General features: G+C 74.2%; 16 protein-coding genes. 9 read left to right on the top strand and 7 right to left on the bottom strand.

Features of this window, described 5'->3' with window-relative positions; genetic code table 11:
• The first annotated feature begins 48 nt into the window (after positions 1–48).
• From ACPT94_RS36040 to hypA, 9 genes are all read left to right on the top strand, one after another.
• Entirely contained in the window at positions 49–558 is a 510-nt protein-coding gene (locus ACPT94_RS36040; protein ID WP_360346540.1) for a hypothetical protein, read from the top strand.
• Positions 559–802: 244 nt separating this feature from the next.
• Positions 803–2401, top strand: a complete 1599-nt coding sequence (locus tag ACPT94_RS36035) for a hypothetical protein (RefSeq protein WP_425247783.1) — start codon at positions 803–805, stop codon at positions 2399–2401.
• Positions 2402–2713: 312 nt separating this feature from the next.
• Positions 2714–3802: an NADH-quinone oxidoreductase subunit B family protein gene (locus ACPT94_RS36030; RefSeq protein ID WP_360346542.1), complete on the top strand. Its 1089-nt coding sequence runs from the start codon at positions 2714–2716 to the stop codon at positions 3800–3802.
• A 97-nt stretch (positions 3803–3899) separates the two neighbouring features.
• Complete coding sequence (locus ACPT94_RS36025; RefSeq protein ID WP_425247782.1) at positions 3900–5699, top strand: nickel-dependent hydrogenase large subunit; 1800 nt, start codon at positions 3900–3902, stop codon at positions 5697–5699.
• Positions 5692–6303 carry a NifU family protein gene (locus ACPT94_RS36020; RefSeq protein WP_360346546.1) on the top strand — a complete coding sequence of 204 codons (612 nt, stop codon included), beginning with the start codon at positions 5692–5694 and terminating at the stop codon, positions 6301–6303. Before ACPT94_RS36025 ends, ACPT94_RS36020 begins: the two co-directional genes overlap by 8 nt.
• A complete protein-coding gene (locus ACPT94_RS36015; protein ID WP_425247781.1) occupies positions 6300–6896 on the top strand; it encodes a DUF5947 family protein in 597 nt (198 codons plus the stop codon). Before ACPT94_RS36020 ends, ACPT94_RS36015 begins: the two co-directional genes overlap by 4 nt.
• 65 nt (positions 6897–6961) lie before the next feature.
• Positions 6962–7168, top strand: a complete 207-nt coding sequence (locus ACPT94_RS36010) for a hypothetical protein (RefSeq protein ID WP_360346553.1) — start codon at positions 6962–6964, stop codon at positions 7166–7168.
• Positions 7169–7218: 50 nt separating this feature from the next.
• The gene (locus tag ACPT94_RS36005) at positions 7219–7383 is read left to right on the top strand and encodes a hypothetical protein (RefSeq protein WP_360346555.1); all 165 of its coding nucleotides are present in this window, start codon (positions 7219–7221) and stop codon (positions 7381–7383) included.
• Positions 7376–7732, top strand: coding sequence for a hydrogenase maturation nickel metallochaperone HypA (gene hypA, locus ACPT94_RS36000; RefSeq protein ID WP_360346557.1), 357 nt, complete (start codon positions 7376–7378; stop codon positions 7730–7732). Before ACPT94_RS36005 ends, hypA begins: the two co-directional genes overlap by 8 nt.
• Before the next feature lie 78 nt (positions 7733–7810).
• Here hypA and hypE read toward each other — a convergent pair whose 3' ends face one another.
• From hypE to ACPT94_RS35965, 7 genes are all read right to left on the bottom strand, one after another.
• Positions 7811–8800 (bottom strand): hydrogenase expression/formation protein HypE, encoded by a 990-nt coding sequence (gene hypE, locus ACPT94_RS35995; RefSeq protein ID WP_425247798.1) that lies wholly within the window; start codon positions 8798–8800, stop codon positions 7811–7813.
• 79 nt (positions 8801–8879) lie between these two features.
• Positions 8880–10022 (bottom strand): hydrogenase formation protein HypD, encoded by a 1143-nt coding sequence (hypD, locus tag ACPT94_RS35990; protein ID WP_360346561.1) that lies wholly within the window; start codon positions 10020–10022, stop codon positions 8880–8882.
• Positions 10019–10354: a HypC/HybG/HupF family hydrogenase formation chaperone gene (locus ACPT94_RS35985; RefSeq protein ID WP_360346562.1), complete on the bottom strand. Its 336-nt coding sequence runs from the start codon at positions 10352–10354 to the stop codon at positions 10019–10021. The genes hypD and ACPT94_RS35985 overlap by 4 nt, the downstream gene beginning before the upstream one ends.
• Positions 10355–10357: 3 nt before the next feature.
• Positions 10358–12739 carry a carbamoyltransferase HypF gene (gene hypF, locus ACPT94_RS35980; protein ID WP_360346564.1) on the bottom strand — a complete coding sequence of 794 codons (2382 nt, stop codon included), beginning with the start codon at positions 12737–12739 and terminating at the stop codon, positions 10358–10360.
• Positions 12736–13491, bottom strand: a complete 756-nt coding sequence (gene hypB, locus ACPT94_RS35975) for a hydrogenase nickel incorporation protein HypB (RefSeq protein WP_425247780.1) — start codon at positions 13489–13491, stop codon at positions 12736–12738. The genes hypF and hypB overlap by 4 nt, the downstream gene beginning before the upstream one ends.
• A gap of 123 nt (positions 13492–13614) precedes the next feature.
• Entirely contained in the window at positions 13615–14208 is a 594-nt protein-coding gene (locus tag ACPT94_RS35970; protein WP_425247779.1) for a hydrogenase maturation protease, read from the bottom strand.
• A complete protein-coding gene (locus tag ACPT94_RS35965; protein WP_425247778.1) occupies positions 14205–16001 on the bottom strand; it encodes an enoyl-CoA hydratase-related protein in 1797 nt (598 codons plus the stop codon). The genes ACPT94_RS35970 and ACPT94_RS35965 overlap by 4 nt, the downstream gene beginning before the upstream one ends.
• Positions 16002–16073: the final 72 nt, after the last annotated feature.

Here is a 16073-nt window from a genome sequence, read left to right as displayed (position 1 = left end):
GCGCTGTTTCCTGTCTGCGGAACCCCCTACAGGAAGGCGAGGACGACCATGACCAAGGAGGACCGGAGGCCGTCCGCCCTTCTCCGGGCCGGCGCCCGCGGGCTGGTGGCCGCCATGGCGATGACAGGGGTGCGCACGGTCACCTCGACCCTGGCGCCGCAGGAGCAGGCCCCGCCGGAGGCGATCGTGGAGAGGCTCGCCCCGACCGCGGTCCTGCGGGCGCGGGAACACCGCCGGGAGGCGGTCACGGAACTGCTCCACTGGACCTACGGCGCCGCCGGCGGCGCCGTGTTCGGGCTGCTGCCGGCCCGTCTGCGGAGCATGCCGATGACCGGGCCCGCCTACGGGCTGCTGGTCTGGCTCGGCTTCGAGCTGGCCCTCGCCCCGGCGCTCGGCGTACGGCGCGCGGAGCAGCGGCGCGTGCTGTGGCGGCTGGTCGTCGCGCTCGATCACATGCTCTACGGCGTCGTGGTGGCCGGACGCCTGGCTCCTGAACCGGCGGTCGCCCTGCGCACGGCCGAGACGGTCGACGCCGAGGACGACGGCGCGCGCCGGTAGACCCGGCGCCCCGGCCGGACCACGACGGGCCCCGCCTCCTCCCCGGCGCTGCGAGGTCGTTTCCAGCACTTGGGTGCCCCGCTCCCCCTGAAGGCCCAATTCCACCTCGCTCACCGGGTGCTCCCACGCAAGGAATGTCACGGTATGGGTGGAACTGCACACATTTACTGATCGGAGGAGCGGAATGCCGCAGGCCGGAGTCGACGATGACGTCACGTCCGCTGTCGCGACAGCGTACGCGGCCATGGCCTCGCGGAGCCCGGAGCGTGACTTCGGCCGGCTGAGCGCCGTCGCCGACGCGGTCCTGTACGAGGGCTATCTGCTCTACCCCTACCGCCGCTCGTCGCCCAAGAACCGGGTGCGCTGGCAGTTCGGCGTGCTGTTCCCCCGTGACTGGGTGGAGCGGGACGGCTCGGTCACCCCGGGGCTCTCCGGCTCCGCCGACTCCTGGTACCAGCAGACCGAGTGCCTGCTGCGGATCCGCCGGCCGCAGGCCGTGGTGCGCGTGCGGGTGCGGTACCTGCAGACGCAGCACAAGCAGGTGGAGGAGACGGGCCGGGACGGAAGACACCGTCCGGTCGAGTCGCTGCGGGCACCCGACGGCACGCTCCACCTCACCTTCGACGAGGCGGTGCCGCGCGAGACGGACCTCGTCGTCCGCCTGGAGGAACTGCTGCGGCGGGAGTCCGTCCTTCCGGTCGGCGCGCCCGCCGGGGAGGAGACCGAAGAGCTCCCCGGGAGCAGCGGGCGGGCGGTACGGCGGCGTGCCGCCGTCCGGGCGAGCACGACCGTCACCGCGGAACGGCTCGGGGACGACGTCTGCAGGCTTCGGATCCGCACCGAGAACACGGGGCCGGCGCCGGACCCGCGGGCCGTCCGCGACGAGGCGCTGCGGGGCGCGCTCATCGCGACGCACACGCTCGTCGGCGGCGACGGCGTGGAGTTCGTCTCGCTGATCGACCCGCCCACGGACCTGCTCGGACACGCCCGAGCGTGCCGCAACGCGTTCACCTTCCCCGTCCTCGGCGGACCGCCGCCCGAGGAGGCCCCCGCCGAGCACGCCGGAGCAGTCCGGGACGGAGCCTGCGGCCCCACCCTCATCTCCTCGCCGATCATCCTGCCCGACCATCCGCAGATCGCCCCGGAGAGCCCGGGAGACCTGCACGACGCCGCGGAGATCGACGAGATCCTGACACTGCGCACGCTGCTGCTGACCGACCAGGAGAAACGCGAGGCGCGCGCCACCGACCCGCGGGCCGCCCGGATCCTGGACCGGGTGGAGTCCATGCCGCCGGAGGTCTTCGCCCGGCTGCACGGCGCCATCCGCTCACTGACCCCGGCCACGCCGCCGGACCGCGCACCGGCCTCGCCGGCCGCCGCGCCCACGCCCTCCCCCGGCCCCGTGTCCGCCCCGCCGGCCGACCGGCCCGCGTGGTGGCAGGAGGGCGCCGACGACGGCCTGTCCCCCACCACCGACACGGTGCCGGTCGACGGCGTACCGGTGGGCGGCGGCAGCCGGGTGCGGCTGCGTCCGCGGAGCCGGGGCGCCGACGCGCAGGACATGTTCCTGGCCGGGCGGACCGCACGGGTCGCCGCCGTCTTCCACGACGTGGACGGCAGCGTCCACCTCGCGGTGACGCCGGACGACGATCCGGCGGCCGAGCTGAACGGCTGGTACGGCCGCTTCCACTACTTCCGGCCCGACGAACTCGAGCCTCTGGAGCCCTCGGTGTCCCGGCTCGCCGCGGTCGAGCCGACCGAGCCGTCCCGGCCGACGCAAGAGCGGCCGCGGCAGCCGGCCCGCGGGCCGGAGGAGGGACGGTCCGATGGACGGGGCCGGTGAGCCGCGACAGGACCGCCTGGCAGTCGGCGTGCCGTGGTGCGGACCGGCCGGGCACGGCCGCCGGTGCGTCGCCGTCGCCGGCTCCGTCGACGTCGCCGACGGTGGCGCGGCGCCCGGCGAGCGGCCGAACAGGGCCCCCGCCGCCTGGCCGCCGCCCGGCGGCGAGGAGCCCGCCCGTGACCGCCGCGGCGCAGGCCGCACCGCAGCGGCCCGGCCGCACCCTCGCGCCCCGGACCGTCCGCCCGCGCTCGCCGGGCCACCGGCCACGGCGCACGACCGACTCGGGGACCGACTGCAGCGGAGGCCCATGCCATGACCATCGACAGCGGCACGCACGACGTCGCCACCGAACCGAGCCGTGCCGAGGCACGCGAAGGCTTCGACGAGATCACCATCCTCTGGATCTCCGAGGGGATGAGCTGCGACGGCGACTCGGTGTCGTTCACCGCGGCCGGCCAGCCCGCGATCGAGGACCTGGTCCTCGGACTCATCCCCGGCCTGCCGAAGGTGAACCTGCACAACAAGGTGCTCTCGCCGAGCCTCGGCGGCGAGGACTTCCTCGCCCCGTACCGCGCGGCGATCCGCGGTGAGATCGCGCCGTTCATCCTGGTCATCGAGGGCTCGATCCCGAACCAGAACATCATCGAGGGCGACGGGTACTGGACGTCGTTCGGCAACGACCCGGAGACCGGTGAACCGCTGACCCTCAACTGGTGGATCGACCGGCTGGCCCCGAAGGCGTGGGCGGTGGTCGCCGCCGGCACCTGCGCCACGTACGGCGGCATCCACGCGATGGCGGGCAACCCCACCGGCTGCATGGGCCTGGCCGACTACCTCGGCTGGGACTTCACCTCGCAGGGCGGCCTGCCGATCGTGAACGTCCCCGGCTGCCCGATCCAGCCGGAGAACTTCATGGAGACCCTGATCTGGGTCCTCTACCACGCGGCCGGGACCGCCCCGCCGCCCCCGCTGGACCGGATGCTGCGTCCGCAGTGGCTGTTCGGGAAGACCGTGCACGAGGGCTGTGACCGCGCGGCGTACTACGAGCAGGCCGACTTCGCCCGGGACTACAACTCCCCCAAGTGCCAGGTGAAGGTGGGCTGCTGGGGCCCCGTCGTCAACTGCAACGTGCCCAAGCGCGGCTGGATGGGCGGCCTCGGCGGCTGCCCGAACGTCGGCGGCATCTGCATCGGCTGCACCATGCCCGGCTTCCCCGACGCGTTCATGCCGTTCATGGACGAGCCGCCCGGCGGCAGCTTCTCCTCCCTCATGGTCAAGCCCTACGGGGCCTTCGTCCGGCGGATGCGCGGCATCACCAACGCCGTCGTCAACCGCGAGCCGAAGTGGCACCACAACAAGCCGGTGCTCACCTCCGGCTACGACCCCCACTGGCGCCCGTGACCCATGGCCCGGCACCACCGTGCCGGGCCGCGTCACCCGCCCCCACCTCTTCTCCCCCCACCATCCGACGCAGCGCGCAGCGAGAACAGGAACGCACATGACCGCAACCGAGGACCGGACCCGGGCCGCCGAGCGGAAACCTCCACAGATCGTGGACATGTCCTGGGACCCGATCACCCGGATCATCGGCAACCTCGGCATCTACACGAAGATCGACTTCGCCAACCAGGAAGTGGTGGAGTGCCACAGCACCTCGTCGCTCTTCCGCGGCTACTCGGTGTTCATGAAGGGCAAGGACCCGCGGGACGCCGGCTTCATCACCTCCCGCATCTGCGGCATCTGCGGCGACAACCACACCACGTGCTCGAACTACGCGCAGCAGATGGCCTACGGCGTGAAGACACCCCCGCTGGCCGAGCACATCGTCAACCTCGGCGAAGCCGCCGAGTACATGTTCGACCACACGATCTTCCAGGACAATCTGGTCTTCGTCGACTTCTGCGAGGCGATGGTCAAGGCCACCAACCCGAGCGTGCTGGCCCGGGCCGAGCGGACCCCGGCGCACCGCGGGGACATCCACGGATACCGGACCATCGCCGACATCATGCGCGCCTTCAACCCCTTCGAGGGCGAGGTGTACCGGGAGGCCCTGAAGGTCAGCCGCATCACCCGCGAGATGTTCTGTCTGATGGAGGGGCGCCACGTCCACCCGTCGACGATGTATCCCGCCGGCGTCGGCACGATGCCGCAGCCGAACACCTTCACCGACTACCTCTCGCGGCTGACGAGGGTCATCGACTTCGTGAAGCAGGCCGTGGCGCTGAACGACGACGTCTTCGACTTCTTCTACGACGCGCTGCCCGGCTACGAGGAGGTGGGCCGCCGCCGGGTCCTGCTCGGCTGCTGGGGCGCCTGGCAGGACCCGGCCGTCGTCGACTACCGCTACGAGAACATGAACGCCTGGGGCAAGGCGATGTACGTCACCCCGGGGGTGATCGTCGACGGCCAACTGGTCACCAACAACCTCGTCGACATCAACCTCGGCCTGCGCGTCCTGCTGGGCAGCTCCTACTACGAGGACTGGGAGCGCCAGGAGCCCTTCGTCACCCACGACCCGCTCGGCAACCTGGTCGACATGCGCCACCCGTGGAACCAGACCACGGTGCCGGTGCCGCAGAAGCGGGACTTCGACGGCAAGTACAGCTGGGTGATGAGCCCCCGCTGGTACCACGCGCAGAGCGACTCCCACCTCGCCCTCGACACCGGCGGCGGCCCGCTCGCCCGGCTGTGGTCCACGGCCCTGAGCGGCCTGGTCGACACCCCGTACGTCAAGGCCACCGGGCACAGCGTGCGGATCTCGCTGCCGAAGAGCGAGAAACTGCCGGAGACGACCCTGGAATGGCACATCCCGAGGTGGAGCAACACCATCGAACGGGACCGGGCCCGCCCCTACTTCGTCGCCTACGCCGCGGCCATGGCCTTCCAGTTCCTGGAGGAGGCGATGCAGATGATGCGCGCCGGCGAGACCAAGGTGTTCCAGGACTTCGAGGTGCCCGACGAGGCCATCGGCGTCGGCTTCCACGAGGCGGTGCGCGGGGTCCTCTCGCACCACCTGGTGATCAAGGACAGGAAGATCGCCAACTACCACCCGTATCCACCGACCCCCTGGAACGCCAGCCCGCGCGACAGCTTCGGCACCCCCGGCCCGTACGAGGACGCCGTCCAGGGCCAGCCCGTCTTCGAGGAGAACGGGCCGGACGACTTCAAGGGCGTCGACATCATGCGCACGGTACGCAGCTTCGACCCCTGTCTGCCCTGCGGTGTGCACATGTACCTGGGCAAGGGCAAGACACTCACCACGCTGCACTCCCCCACCTACGGGGCGTCCCATGGCTGAGCCGGCGCCGGCGGCGGTCGCGCGGCCCCACGACGCCGACGGGCCGGCCTCCCGGCTGGACGACGACGAGGTGGCGGCGCGCATCGCGCGGATCGACGAGCTGCTGGAGAAGGTGCAGATCGCGCCGGGGCCGATGGCGCAGACGGCCCTCGACACGGTCCGCGCGCTCACCGAGGTCTACGGCGAGGCGCTGGCCCGGGTCCTGGACCGCGCGGACGCCGCCCTGGCCGGGCGCCTGGCCGAGGACGAACTCCTCGGCCACCTGCTGGTGCTGCACGACCTGCACCCCGAGCCACCCGAGCGCCGCGCCGCCCGCGCCGTCGAGCGGCTGCGTCCCGCCGTGCGCGAGCGCGGCGGCGACGTGGCGCTGGACGCGGTCGAGGGGCCGGTCGCCCGTGTGCGGCTGCGCACCGGCGGCGGCTGCGGCTCCGGGTGCGGCTCGGCGTCCTCGGGCGTCGAGGAAGCCGTCCGGGAGGCCGTGCTCGCCGCGGCGCCGGAGCTGACGGCAGTCGTCACGGTGCCGGAGACGCAGTCCCGGCCCCCCGCGTTCGTCCCCGTCGAGTCGCTGCTGCGCCGGCCCGCCCGGCCCCAGGGGGCGACATGACCACCGGGGGCGCCCTGGCCGCGCTCATCCGCTCCTCCGCCGGCCGGCGGGCCGGCGGAGGAGCGGAGCGGTGCGAGCTGTGCGCCGCGCCGCTCGCGGACGACCACCGGCACCTGTACGACACCGGGCGCGAGGAGGCGCTGTGCGCCTGCCCGGCGTGCTCGGTGCTGTTCGCGGAGAACGGGGCGGGCGACGGCCAGTACCGGTTGATCCCGCAGCGGCGGCGGAGGCTTCCGCCGGTCGAGACCGGGCCGCTCGGGGTGCCCGTCGGCCTGGCGTTCTTCGTGCCCAGGGCCGAGGGCACGGTGGTCGCGCACTACCCGAGCCCGGCGGGGGCCGCCCGGTGGGAGGTGGACGCCTCGGCGTGGCGGGAGGCGGTGGCACGGTGTCCGGATCTCGGCGGCGTGGTACCCGAGGTGGAGGCGCTGCTGGTGAACACCGCCCGGGGCCTGCGGCACCACTGGATCGTGCCGGTCGACGAGTGCTTCCGGCTGGTCGCCCTCGTCCGCCGCGAGTGGCGGGGGATGTCCGGCGGCGGCCGGGTCTGGCCCGCCGTCGAGGAGTTCTTCGCCGGGCTGGCCGAACGGCCGTGACCCGGCCCGGCGACAGGATCCGCCACCGCGACCCGGCGGCGGACCAGCAAGGAAAGGAGCACGGCATGGGCACGATCAAGGTCGGCAGGCGACAGGCGAAGCCCACCACGCCCACTCACGTCAGAGGCCTCCACCAGGGCAACTGGGGGCCGCGCCGCCACCAGCCCGGGCACCACGAGGACGGCACGGCCGACGCGCGCCGCTCCACCGGGATCCACTGGAAGCGGCACAACAAGGTCATGGAGAGCATGCCGAGCATCTCCCCGGGCTGAGCCCGGCGGACGGACACGGCACGAGACACACGAGCGAGCAGGGAGCGGCGATGAACGCCAAACGGATTCTGATGGCCGAGGCGGTGGTGCTCGGCGGAGCGGCCCTCGCGCTGCTGGTCGCGGAGTTCCCGGGGATCGTGCGGGAGGTGCGGCTGTGGCGCATGGCCGGCTTCCGTCCCGGCCCCGGCAACCCCCTCCGGGCCCAGCGTGCATGAGCTGTCGATCGCGACCGCGATCGTGGAACAGGCCGGCGAACTGGCGCGGGCGGACGGGACCGACGTCGTCTCGGCGGTGACCGTACGGGTCGGCGAGCTGGCGGGGGTGGTGCCCGACGCCCTCGATTTCGCCTTCGAGGTGGCCCGCGAGGGCACCGCCCTCGCGGGAGCCAGGCTCGTCGTGGAGCGGGTGCCCGCCCGCGCCTGGTGCGAGCCGTGCGCCGAGGAGTTCACGGTGGGCATGCCACCGTTCTTCTGGTGCCCGGACTGCGACCGCCCCGCCACGACGCTGCGCAGCGGCCGGGAACTGCAGATCACCGGTGTCGAGGCGGCACCGGTGCGGTCCTGACCGGCCGACGGGTACGGCCCTGACGGTGCGGGTGATGTCACCCCTTCCGTCAGGGCCGTTCGCTGTGTGCCGGAGGCGTCAGCAGATGCGCGGCAGCTGCTCGCCGAGGGGCATGTCCACCACCCGGGTGCCGCCCAGCCCGGTGGAGACCACCACCATGCCCGGGTGGTCGGCGACGCACTCGCCGACCAGCGCGGCGCCCGTGCCGTGCGGGTGGGCGCGCATCGCCGCCAGGACCTCGTCGGCCGCCGGGCGGGGTACGAAGGCGACCAGGCGGCCCTCGTTGGCGACGTACAGCGGGTCTAGGCCCAGAAAGCCGCAGGCATTGGCGACGGCCTCCGGCACCGGGACGTCCCGCTCGCGCAGCCGTACGCCGGTGCCGGACGCGCGGGCGATCTCGTTGAGCGACGCGGCGAGCCCGCCCCGGGTGGGATCGCGCAGGACATGGACGTCGGGGGTGACCGCCAGCATGGCCGCCACCAGGCCGGCGAGGGGCGCGGTGTCGCTGGCGACCTCGACGCCGAAGTCCATGCCCTCCCGCACGCTCATGATCGCCACACCGTGCAGGCCGATCGGGCCGCTGACGATGACGGCGTCGCCGGGCCGGGCGCGCTGCGGGCGGATGTCCACGCCGTCGGGGACGAGCCCGATCCCGGCGGTGGTGACGTACACGCCGTCGCCGTGCCCGGCCTCGACCACCTTGGTGTCTCCCGTGACCACCGTGACGCCCGCCGCCTCGGCCGCCCGCCCGAGGGCCTGCGCGATCCGCTCGACCACGGCCACCTCGACGCCCTCCTCCAGGACGAACGCGGCGGACAGGTGCGCGGGCCGGGCGCCGCTCATCGCCAGGTCGTTGACGGTGCCGTTGACCGCGAGGTCGCCGAGGCTGCCGCCGGGGAAGAACAGCGGCCTGACCACGTAGGAGTCGGTGGAGAACGCCAGCCGGGCGCCGCCGAGGTCGACAACCGCGGAGTCGCCGAGCGCGGCGAGCGTGGCGTTGCCGTACGCGGGGGTGAAGACCTGCTCGACGAGTTCGGCGGACAGGGTGCCGCCCCCGCCGTGCCCCATCACCACGATCGGCTGGTCGCGCAGGGGGGCCGGGCACGTCCAGTTCGCGGGGTCGACGACGACCGAGGGGTCAGCGAGTTCAGCCAACGGGGTTCATCTCCTCCTGCGGGGCCCGGGAGCCCCGCGGGGCCGGGCCGTCCATCCGGCGGTACAGGTAGTAGGCGGCGCAGGCGCCCTCGCTGGAGACCATGGTGGCGCCGAGCGGGGTGCGCGGGGTGCAGTCGGTGCCGAACGCGGGGCACTCGGTGGGCTTGATCAGTCCCTGGAGCACCTCGCCGCTGCGGCAGACCGCGGGTTCCTCGGTGCGGATGCCGGTGACGTCGAAGCGGTGCTCGGCGTCGAAGGCTCGGTAGGCGTCGGTCAGTCGCCAGCCGCTGGCGGGGATGCGGCCGATGCCGCGCCAGGACCGGTCGGTGACCTCGAAGACCTCCTCGATCATGCGCAGCGCCGCCGGGTTGCCCTCGGCGCGTACGGCGCGGGCGTAGGCGTTCTCCACGCGGTGCTCGCCGCGCTCCAGCTGGTGGACCGCGAGGCGGATCCCTTCGAGGATGTCCAGCGGTTCGAAGCCGGTCACCACGATCGGTACGCGGTGGCGTGCGGCGAGGTCCGGGTACTCGGCCGTGCCCATCACGCTGCACACGTGCCCGGCGGCCAGGAAGGCCTGCACCCGGCAGGTGGGGGCCGTCATGACGGCCTCGATGGCGGGCGGCACCCGCACATGGGACACCAGCAGGCTGAAGTTGTCGACGCCGAGGCGGCGGGCCTGGTGGACGGCCATCGCGTTGGCGGGCGCGGTGGTCTCGAAGCCGATGGCGAAGAACACCACCTCGCGGTCCGGGTGCCGGCGGGCGAGCCGGAGCGCGTCGAGCGGGGAGTACACCACGCGCACGTCGCCGCCCTCGCCCTTGACCCGGAACAGGTCCCGGCCGGTGCCCGGCACCCGCAGCATGTCGCCGAACGAGCAGAAGACGACCCCGGGACGGGAGGCGATCTCCAGCGCCTTGTCGATCACCTCCAGCGGCGTGACGCACACGGGGCAGCCGGGCCCGTGGATCAGCTCCACCTCGTCCGGCAGCAGCTGGTCGATGCCGTGCCGGATGATCGAGTGCGTCTGGCCGCCGCACACCTCCATCAGCGCCCACGGCCGGGTGACCGTCGCGCGGATCTCGTCCAGCAGCCGCCGCGCCAGATCCGGGTCGTTGAACTCGTCGATGTACTTCATCGGGCCGCGCTCCCGCTCTCCCCGCGCTCGACGGTGGCGGGGGCGTGCGGGGCGTCGCTCCCGGCCTGCTGCGCCGCCTGCTGCCAGGCGTCGCCGAACTCCTCCTCCAGCAGCCCGAGTTGCTCGAAGAGCTCCAGGGACGCACGGGCCGACTCCTCGTCGAGCTTCTGGAGGGCGAACCCGACGTGGACGATGACGTACTCCCCGACCCGGACGTCGGGCACGTACTCCAGGCACGCCTGCTTCTGCACGCCCCCGAAGTCGATCGTCCCGGTGAGCGGGTCGGCACGGTCGTCGATGGCCACGACTCTGCCGGGCACTGCCAGACACATGGGTCACTCCGTCTCGTCGCTGTGTGCGGTTGCCGTTTCCTCGTGCCGCGCCCGGGCCGCGACCATGAGCTGCCCGAGGGCCAGTCCCCCGTCGCCGGGCGGTACCTCGCCGTGGCGCAGCACCGTGAAGCCGTCCGCGGCCAGCAGTGCCGTGCACTCCTGCTCCAGCAGGCCGTTGGCGAACACGCCGCCGGTCAGGGCCACCGTGGCCAGTCCGGTGGCGCGGCGCGCCCGATGGCAGATCTCGGCGACGGCCCCGGCGACCCCCCGGTGGAACCGGGCCGCGAGGACGGGCGCCGGAGTGCCGCGCCGCTGATCGTCGACGAGGGCCCGCAGCACCGGCGCGGGATCGCATCGGGTGCGGGCCTGTCCGGACGCGAATCCGAAGGCGTACGCCGCCGCGTCCGTGTCCCACGCCGCGGCGGCCGCGGCCTCCAGCTCCAGCGCGGCCTGCGCCTCGTACTCGGCGCGGTGGCACACGCCCGCGAGGGAGGACACGGCGTCGAAGAGCCGCCCCATGCTCGACGTGGGCACGCAGGCGACCTCGCTCGCCAACTGCCGTCCCAGCAGGGTCAGTTCGTCGGGCGAGCAGGCGGCGACGCTGGGCAGCCCGGGGTCCCAGGGCAGGCCGGCGGCCCACAGCCGGGCCAGTGCCGTGCGGCAGGGGTTGGCGACGGCCGCGTCGCCGCCGGGCAGCGGGGCCGGGGTCAGATGGGCGAACCGCCGGTAGCCGGCGTAGTCGGCGAGCAGCACCTCGCCGCCCCAGACCGTGCCGTCGTCGCCGTAGCCGGTGCCGTCGAACGCGACCCCGATCACGGGGGTGGTGCCGTCGAGGCCGCTCTCGGCCATCGCCGAGGCGATGTGCGCGTGGTGGTGCTGCACGAGGACCGGTCGCGCCCGCGGCAGCCCTTCGGCGCGGCGGCGGGCCCATCGGGCGGAGTGGTAGCCCGGGTGCCGGTCGGCGGCGACCAGTGCGGGGGTGACGCCGGTCAGGCGCCGCATGTGCCGCTCCGCCCGCCCGGCGGCCTCCAGGGCGGCCAGGTCGCCCAGGTCGCCGATGTGCGGGCCGAACCAGGCGTGGTCGCCGCCGCCGAGGCAGAGCGCGTTCTTCAGGTCGCCGCCCACGGCGAGCGCCGGGCGCACCGCCAGCGGGAGCCGCAGCGGGCGGGGCACATAGCCGCGGGAGCGGCGCAGCACCTGCTCGGTTCCGTCGGGGCGCACCCGCAGCAGCGAGTCGTCGCAGGGCGAGACGATGCCACGGTCGTGGACGAGCCAGGCGTCGGCCACCCCCGCCAGCCGGGTCAGGGCCTCGTCGTCGTCGGTGACGATCGGCTCGCCGGACCGGTTACCGCTGGTCATGACGAGGGCGCGGGGTCCGGGGGGATCGCCCGGCAGCCCGAACAGCAGGGTGTGCACCGGGGTGTAGGGCAGCAGCACGCCGACGTGCGGGCTGCCCGGGCACACCCCGGGCGCCAGCCGGAGGCCGCCCGGGTCCGCGTGGGGGCGCAGCAGCACGATGGGGCGCCGGGGGCTGGTGAGCGCCGCCCGTTCGCCGTCGGAGAGCCGGGCGAATCGCCGCACCGTCGGCAGGTCGGCGCACATCACCGCGAACGGCTTGCCGCCCCGCGCCTTGCGGGCGCGCAGGGCGGCTACGGCCCGCTCGTCGGTGGCGTCGCACGCCAGGTGGTACCCGCCGACGCCCTTGACGGCGACGATCCGCCCGGCGGTCAGCAGCCCGCGCACCGCGGCGAGGGCGTCCGCGTCCCGCGCCGGGCGGACCCCGGCGCCGGCCGCGGGCACCAGGCGCAGCCGGGGCCCGCAGTCCCGGCAGGCCACGGGCTGGGCGTGGAAACGGCGGTCCCCGGGGTCGCCGTACTCCTTCGCGCAGGCGGCGCACATCGGGAAGTCCGCCATGGTGGTGGTGGCCCGGTCGTACGGCAGGGCCGTGGCGATGGTGAAGCGGGGACCGCAGTGAGTGCAGGTGACGAACGGGTGGCGGTGGCGGCGGTCGCCGGGGGCGGCCAGCTCACGCAGGCAGTCGGGGCAGGTCGCGGTGTCGGGCGGGAGCTGGGTGCGTCCGGGTGACTGCTCGGAGGGCCGGATGGTGAAGCCCTCGGCGGCGCCCGCGGCGGGGACGTCCCGCACGGCGATGCCGGTCACGGCGGCCAGCGGCGGCGGTTCCTGGGCCAGCCGGGAGCAGAACCGCTCGACGTCCGCGGGCGGCCCCTCCACCTCGATCAGCACACCCTGTGCGGTGTTGCCGACGAACCCGGCCAGGGCGAGGTCGGCGGCCAGGCGGTGCACGTACGGGCGGAATCCCACACCCTGCACGGTGCCCCGCACGGTGATGCGGCGGCGCACCGCCGCGGTGGCGGGCGCGGTCACGGGGCGGGGGCGGACGTGGCGTGCGGGTGCGGGGTCGCCGCACCGTCGGACCCGTGGACGTGCGGCCGGGGCGCGAGGGGAGGCCGGTGCACGGGCGCGCCGCCTCGTACGGCGAGGACATGTTCCAGGAGGGTGTCGACGCCGTCGCCGGTGCGCGCGCAGGACCGTACGATCTCCACGCCCGGGTTGACCCGGTGCACATGAGTACGGAAGGCGTCCTCGTCGAAACCGGCGGGCTCGGCGAGGTCGGTCTTGGTGAGCACCACCAGATGGGCGGAGCCGAAGGCGGTCGGGTACTTCAGCGGTTTGTCCTCGCCCTCGGTCACCGCCATCAGCGCGATCCGCAGGGTCTCACCGAGGTCGTAGGACGCCGGGCAGACCAGGTTGCCGACGTTCTCCACGAAGAGCAGCTCGGTGTCCTCGGGCAGCCATCCCTCGAGGTGGCCGCTGACCTGACGGGCCTCCAGATGACACAGCCCGTCGGTCAGGAGCTGTTTCACCAGTGCCCCCGAACGGGCCAGCCGGCGGGCGTCGTTCTCCGTGGCGAGGTCGGCGGTGAGCGCGGCGACCGGGATGCCCCGCCGCACCGCCCGGGCCAGTGCCCGCCCGAGCAGCTCCGTCTTGCCGCTGCCGGGGCTGGAGAGCAGGTTGACGACGGTGACGCCCCGCCGCGTGAGGTCGTCGCGCAGGGCGGTGGCCAGGCCGTCGTTCTTCGCGAGGACGGCCTGTCTGACGTCGGCGGACTGACACATGGGGCCGCTCCTCGAGGTCGGGACGGGGGTGGAGGGGGACGGGCCCGGCCGCGGGGTGGGCCGCTCGCCGTGGGGGGTGGGGCGCGGACGGCCGGGCGGTCGGGGCGGCCGGGCCGCGGACCGTTATCGATCCTGTGGGCCGCCGGCCGCCCCCGGTGGGAGACCGGCCGGGCAGGGCTCGGCGGATTCCTCCGGGCGGCCCAACGGAGGCGTGGCCGTGGGGTCGGCGAGCAGGGCGGGGACCATCGTGTGCAGCGCCGTGACGGCCCGGTCGACCGCCTCCCGCACGGGCGCGCTGAGCCCGGCGACGACGTCCTCGTCTCCGGTAGGCCGCACCTGGGGTTCGCAGGCCAGCAGCAGGACGCGCGGGAGCGGCCCGTCGCCGAGGTGCGCGGCCAGCGCCAGCACCCGGGCGGGGTCCATGCCGTGGGCCTCGGGCGGGGCCGCGGCGGTGGCTTCGGGGAGGTCCGGTTCGATCAGGGAGAGGGTTCCGGGCCGGTGTCCGCGCGGAGCCGCGTCGACCAGGATCGCGGTGCGGTACCCGTCCAGCAGCTCGTAGGCGAGGTCCAGGCCGCGGATGCCGAAGTCCTTGACCCGTGCGCCGGGGGGCAGCGGGCGGCTGTCCAGGGCACGGATCACCTCGGGGCCGAAGGCGTCGTCCGCGAGGAAGATGTTGCCGACGCCCGCCACCAGGAGGCGGGCGGTGGGGGCGCTCACCGCCCGCCTCCGGTGACGGGTTCGCCGACCGGGGCCAGCGGGCGGGCGGAGCCGCCGGGCGTCTTGCGGACGAAGGCGGAGCGCAAGGCGTGGTAGGGGGCGTCCGGATCGAAGAAGACGCCGCGCATCCTGGCCAGTTCCTCCTGCCGGTACTCCGCGAGCGGCCGTGCCGTCTCGTCGCGCCGGCGTGCCGCCGCCTTGGCCGCGATCCGCCGTCCGAGGTCCGGGGCGGCGGCGAGCGCGGTCGCCAGCCGGTCCACCTCGGCGGTGAACTCCTGCGCGGGGACCGGCACCAGACGGTCCACCAGTCCGATCTCGGCGGCCGTCGTGGCGCTCACCGGCAGCGCTCCGGCCGTCAGCCGCTCGGCCGTGTCGGGACCCACCCGGCGCGGCAGCGTGTACGTCCAGAACTCCGATCCGTACAGGCCCATCCGCCGGTAGTGGGGGTTGAGGACGGCGCCGGTGCGGCACCACACCTCGTCGGCGGCGAGGGCCAGCATGACCCCGCCCGCGGCCGCGTTGCCGCCGAGCGCCGCGACCACCAGCCGGTCGGTGGTGCGCAGCACCGCCTCGACCAGGTCGTTCATTGCGTTGAGGTTGGTCCAGGACTCCGCGGCCGGGTCGGGAGAGGCCTCGATGACGTTCAGATGGATGCCGTTGGAGAAGAAGTCGCGGGCGCCGCCGAGCACCAGCACCGAGGTGGGGCGGGCGAGTGCGTACCGGTACGCGGCGAGCAGCCTGCGGCACTGGTCGGTGCTCATGGCCCCGCCGGGGAACGAGAAGGCGAGGAACCCGACGTCGCCGCTCTGCCGGTAGCGGATGTCGGTCCAGGTCCGCCGCCCGGGGGCGGGCTGCAGCGCGGCCGCCACCTCGGCGAGCCACGGCGGCCGGTCGCCGGCCCGCGGCGGGAAGCCGCCCTCCGGCGACCTGACGCCGGGGATGCCGCCCTGGGGGTGGGACCGGGCGGGGATCGAGGCGAGCACGGAGGCCGCCGGGCGCCGGAAGGAGGCGCGGTCACCGGTGGACCTGCGCGGTCTGAGCTCCGGGATCCAGACGGCGCCGTCACGGGTGGCGCGGCACACCGCGCCCGCGCGCGTGGCGAGCAGTTCTCCGGGGCGTCCGCGCAGGTGGTCCTCGGGGTGTCCGCCGTGCAGGAACATTTCCACGCCGAGGACTTCGTCGAGCACTCCCGGCTGCGAGTCGGCCCCGCGCAGCTTGCGCAGCACGGTCCCGGTGCTGTCGCGCTCCCAGTCGATCCGCCGCAGCTCCTGGCGGAAGGGGTCGCGCCGGACCACGTGGACCGACGGGTCGCTCTGCGGCTGCGGTTTGAACGAGCCGTCCCCGTACCGCCGCACGGCCAGCAGGACCGCGGCGACGGCGGCGTCGGAGACCTCGTTGCGGTACAGGTCGCTCTTGCCCACCGGCGGCACGTCGAACGGCACCGTCGCCCAGACGGGGCCGGCGTCCATCGCCGCCTCGGCCTGCAGGACCGTCACCGCCCATCGCGGCGCGTCCTGGGCGATGGCCCAGTCCAGGGAGGACGGACCGCGGTCCCCGGGCGGGCCGGGGTGCACGATGAGGCAGGTGTGCTCGCCCCAGATGTCCTCGGGCAGTGCCGTCCTGAGCATCGGCGCGATGATCAGCTCCGGGCGCACCTCGTGGACGGCGGTGCGGATCGCGGCCGGACCGTGGGTGGCGAGTACGGCGTCCACCCGGTGCCCCAGGTCGGACAGTTCGGCGTACACGCGCTGGGACAGGCTGTTGAACGCGCTCACCACGAGCAGGATGTCCATGATCCGGGAGTGTCGCCGGTGCGCGGGGTGCCCGGAAGGACCCTCGCGGCGTTTCTCCGCCTCCGCCCGGGC

The organism is Streptomyces aurantiaciflavus (assembly GCF_049808595.1).
In the GTDB taxonomy this organism is placed as follows: domain Bacteria; phylum Actinomycetota; class Actinomycetes; order Streptomycetales; family Streptomycetaceae; genus Streptomyces.
This window is presented reverse-complemented; position numbering and strand designations above follow the sequence as displayed.

Excerpts from the sequence above, each read along its gene's own strand:
- ACPT94_RS36040 (WP_360346540.1), top strand. The coding sequence starts at position 49 with ATGACCAAGGAGGACCGGAGGCCGTCCGCCCTTCTCCGGGCCGGCGCC.
- ACPT94_RS36035 (WP_425247783.1), top strand. The coding sequence starts at position 803 with ATGGCCTCGCGGAGCCCGGAGCGTGACTTCGGCCGGCTGAGCGCCGTC.
- ACPT94_RS36030 (WP_360346542.1), top strand. The coding sequence starts at position 2,714 with ATGACCATCGACAGCGGCACGCACGACGTCGCCACCGAACCGAGCCGT.
- ACPT94_RS36025 (WP_425247782.1), top strand. The coding sequence starts at position 3,900 with ATGACCGCAACCGAGGACCGGACCCGGGCCGCCGAGCGGAAACCTCCA.
- ACPT94_RS36020 (WP_360346546.1), top strand. The coding sequence starts at position 5,692 with ATGGCTGAGCCGGCGCCGGCGGCGGTCGCGCGGCCCCACGACGCCGAC.
- ACPT94_RS36015 (WP_425247781.1), top strand. The coding sequence starts at position 6,300 with ATGACCACCGGGGGCGCCCTGGCCGCGCTCATCCGCTCCTCCGCCGGC.
- ACPT94_RS36010 (WP_360346553.1), top strand. The coding sequence starts at position 6,962 with ATGGGCACGATCAAGGTCGGCAGGCGACAGGCGAAGCCCACCACGCCC.
- ACPT94_RS36005 (WP_360346555.1), top strand. The coding sequence starts at position 7,219 with ATGAACGCCAAACGGATTCTGATGGCCGAGGCGGTGGTGCTCGGCGGA.
- hypE (WP_425247798.1), bottom strand. The coding sequence starts at position 8,800 with ATGGGGCACGGCGGGGGCGGCACCCTGTCCGCCGAACTCGTCGAGCAG.
- hypD (WP_360346561.1), bottom strand. The coding sequence starts at position 10,022 with ATGAAGTACATCGACGAGTTCAACGACCCGGATCTGGCGCGGCGGCTG.
- ACPT94_RS35985 (WP_360346562.1), bottom strand. The coding sequence starts at position 10,354 with ATGTGTCTGGCAGTGCCCGGCAGAGTCGTGGCCATCGACGACCGTGCC.
- hypB (WP_425247780.1), bottom strand. The coding sequence starts at position 13,491 with ATGTGTCAGTCCGCCGACGTCAGACAGGCCGTCCTCGCGAAGAACGAC.
- ACPT94_RS35965 (WP_425247778.1), bottom strand. The coding sequence starts at position 16,001 with ATGGACATCCTGCTCGTGGTGAGCGCGTTCAACAGCCTGTCCCAGCGC.